The organism is Mycobacterium sp. TH-M25, from assembly GCF_057473665.1.
Window position 1 is genome coordinate 1 of record NZ_JBYCLA010000273.1, and the last position, 3,185, is coordinate 3,185.

General features: G+C 64.5%; 5 protein-coding genes. All 5 read right to left on the reverse strand.

The window, feature by feature from the left end; translation table 11 throughout:
* On the reverse strand, positions 1-143 hold a 143-nt coding region (locus AC2VOU_RS09305; protein WP_486957118.1), incomplete at its 3' end, for an FAD-dependent oxidoreductase.
* Positions 144-181: 38 nt separating this feature from the next.
* Positions 182-745, reverse strand: coding sequence for a hypothetical protein (locus tag AC2VOU_RS09310; RefSeq protein ID WP_047313669.1), 564 nt, complete (start codon positions 743-745; stop codon positions 182-184).
* Positions 738-1,016, reverse strand: a complete 279-nt coding sequence (locus AC2VOU_RS09315) for a putative holin (protein ID WP_486957116.1) — start codon at positions 1,014-1,016, stop codon at positions 738-740. Before AC2VOU_RS09315 ends, AC2VOU_RS09310 begins: the two co-directional genes overlap by 8 nt.
* Before the next feature lie 19 nt (positions 1,017-1,035).
* Entirely contained in the window at positions 1,036-1,536 is a 501-nt protein-coding gene (locus tag AC2VOU_RS09320) for a DUF779 domain-containing protein (RefSeq protein ID WP_047313671.1), read from the reverse strand.
* A complete protein-coding gene (gene exaC, locus AC2VOU_RS09325; protein ID WP_486957117.1) occupies positions 1,536-3,071 on the reverse strand; it encodes an acetaldehyde dehydrogenase ExaC in 1,536 nt (511 codons plus the stop codon). The genes AC2VOU_RS09320 and exaC overlap by 1 nt, the downstream gene beginning before the upstream one ends.
* Positions 3,072-3,185: the final 114 nt, after the last annotated feature.

Below are 3,185 nucleotides of genomic sequence, written 5' to 3' on the forward strand. Positions count from 1 at the left end.
GGGATGCAGCCGACGTTGAGGCAGACTCCACCCCAGTACTTCGGTTCGACGACCGCGGTACTCAAGCCCAGCTGTGCGGCACGAATGGCAGCGACATATCCGCCCGGACCGGCTCCGAGCACAACAACGTCATAGTGAGTCACGGCCACTACCCTAGTGGCCGGCTACACCTGGCAGGTCGTCAGTACGGAATGACGCCCACCACACAGTGGCCGACCCGTTCGCAGTAGTAGTAGCCGTAGAGGGGCGCCGCCGCGGCGACGGAGGCAAACGGCCCCGACATCACCGCAAGCGCCAATGCCGCGATCAGCGGCTTGCCGGGCACCATCGCCAGCAGCACGCCTGCCACGGTGCACCCGACGACATAGACCAGCACCATAAATACCGGCGCCGTCTTGTCGATCGTGTGATACCACCAATAAAACAGGCTGAGCCCGACCTCCGCGGCGGCGATCCACACACCAAGGATCACCAGAACCAACTTCCACCACTTTAGATACTGGTACCGACCGGGCACCGTGACCGGCGCGGCAGCCGACTCGGCCGCTACGTCCTCGTCGCCAGCCACGACCGGGTCGGACTTCTCCGGCCCGATGACCAGTGGCAGCGGCTGCGCGCCGGTGTCATGAATATCGGAAAAATCGGGCACAAACGGGACCGACTCCTCGCCGGTGTCGAAATCCGGAACGAACGGTTCAGTTCCCGGACTGGGCTCGCGCTCTTGGTCGACGTCTTTGTCAGCCACGAGACGCCACTTCGATAGCGACGAGCACCCCGAACCAACCTGGCGCCAACGCGAGGATGAACGCGCCCAGGGTCGTTACCCAGCGACGCCCGGAAAACAGAATCAGCGGCAAACCGGTCGCACTGGGAATCCCGACCACCAGGGCAATGACGACGTCGGGCCGGATCCGCTGATGAACCAACACGGTGCACACCACCCCCGTCAGCAGCCCGACCGCGCTTCCGATCAGCAGCGCGCCGGCCAGCAGCCGGGGGCGCGGAAAGGGGACCACGGTGACGACCTTACTGCGGTTACCGATGACCGGTGCGGCACGTTCGCGGCGCAGCCGGGTGCTCGACGTCCACCACCTGACCACGCACTAAGGGCCGTTCGCCACCCGCGTAGGCGTTGCCGGTGATGACCGGTGTGGCCTGTAACAGCGCTTTCTCCGCGTCGGTGAAAACCCGGCCGCGACTGAGGAACCGCACGCCCTCCGGCGCCTCCAGACTGAACCCACCGCCGCGGCCCGGGACCACGTCGATGACCAGCTGGGTGTGCTTCCAGGCGAGATACTGCGGACCCGAGATCCACACGGGCACCCCGTCCGTCCCGACGTCCAGCACGCCCAGCAAGACGTCGCGGTCACCGACGAGGAAGTCCCCGCACGGGTAGCACATCGGCGACGACCCGTCGCAGCAGCCGCCGGACTGGTGGAACATCACCGGACCGTGACGGTCCTGCAGCCGGACCAGCAGCTCGGCGGCCGCCGCCGTGATGAGCACCCCGGGAGGAGCGCTCGACGCCGCGCTCATCAGAAGAAGCCCAGCGCCTGGTCCGAGTAGGACACCAGCAGGTTCTTGGTCTGCTGGTAGTGGTCGAGCATCATCTTATGGGTCTCGCGGCCGAAACCGGACTGCTTGTAGCCGCCGAAGGCCGCGTGGGCGGGATAGACGTGGTAGCAGTTGATCCACACCCGGCCGGCCTGAATGTCCCGGCCGGCCCGGTAGGCGATAGTGCCATCGCGGCTCCACACGCCGGCACCGAGACCATAAAGGGTGTCGTTGGCGATGCTGATCGCGTCGTCATAATCGGTGAACGATGTCACCGCGACCACCGGCCCGAAGATTTCCTCCTGGAAGATCCGCATTTTGTTGTTGCCGGCAAAGATCGTCGGTTGCACGTAAAACCCGCCGGCCAGGTCCCCGCCCAGATCGGCGCGCTCGCCACCGGTGATCAGGGTGGCGCCCTCGTCCTTGCCGATCTGGATGTAGGACAACACCTTCTCTAGCTGATCGTTGGAGGCCTGAGAACCCAGCATTGTCTCGGTGTCCAGCGGATCGCCCTGCCGGATCGCCTTGGTGCGGATCGCCGCCAGTTCCAGGAACTCGTCGTAGATATCGGCCTGGATCAGGCTGCGCGACGGGCAGGTGCACACTTCGCCCTGGTTGAGGGCAAACATGGTGAATCCCTCGAGCGCCTTGTCCTGGAAGTTGTCTTGGAGCTCACCGCTGCCGGCCAGCACGTCGGAGAAGAAGATGTTGGGGCTCTTGCCACCGAGTTCCAGGCTGACCGGGATCAGGTTCTGTGAGGCGTATTGCATGATCAGTCGCCCGGTGGTGGTTTCCCCAGTGAAGGCAACCTTGGCGATCCGGTCGCTGGAGGCCAGCGGCTTACCGGCTTCGGCGCCGAAACCGTTGACGACGTTGACCACGCCCGGCGGCAACAGATCGCCGATGAGCGACATCAGGTAGAGCACTGACGCTGGTGTCTGTTCGGCCGGTTTGAGCACCACCGCATTGCCTGCCGCCAGCGCCGGCGCCAGTTTCCAGGCGCCCATCAGGATGGGGAAGTTCCACGGAATGATCTGCCCCACCACGCCGAGCGGCTCATGGAAGTGATAGGCGACAGTGTCCTCGTCGATCTGCGAGAGCGAACCTTCCTGGGCGCGGATCGCGCCGGCGAAATACCGGAAATGGTCTGCCGCCAGCGGAATGTCGGCGGCCAGCGCCTCCCGGATCGGTTTGCCGTTGTCCCAGGATTCGGCCAGCGCCAACGCGGCGGTGTGTTCCTCGATGCGATCGGCGATCTTGTTGAGGATTGCTGCCCGCTCGGCAGGGGCGGTCTTGCCCCAGGCCGGCGCCGCAGCATGCGCAGCGTCGAGCGCCGTTTCGATGTCGGCCTCGTCGGATCGGGCTACCTCGCAAAACGTCTGGCCGGTCACCGGTGTCGGATTCTCGAAATAGCGGCCTTTGGTGGGCGCCACCCACTGGCCCCCGATGAAGTTGTCGTACCGGGATTCATACGACATCAGCGCCCCAGCGGAACCCGGACGTGGGAAGACAGTCATCGGCTCAGCTCCTCAGTACCAACCTCAAACCAAAGATGTAATACAACTCACACTACCGTCGACGCCACAATGTCTTCCATGTCCTCCATGTCTTCCCTGTCTTCTGGAACCGCT

Excerpts from the sequence above, each read along its gene's own strand:
- AC2VOU_RS09320 (WP_047313671.1), bottom strand. The coding sequence starts at position 1,536 with ATGAGCGCGGCGTCGAGCGCTCCTCCCGGGGTGCTCATCACGGCGGCG.
- exaC (WP_486957117.1), bottom strand. The coding sequence starts at position 3,071 with ATGACTGTCTTCCCACGTCCGGGTTCCGCTGGGGCGCTGATGTCGTAT.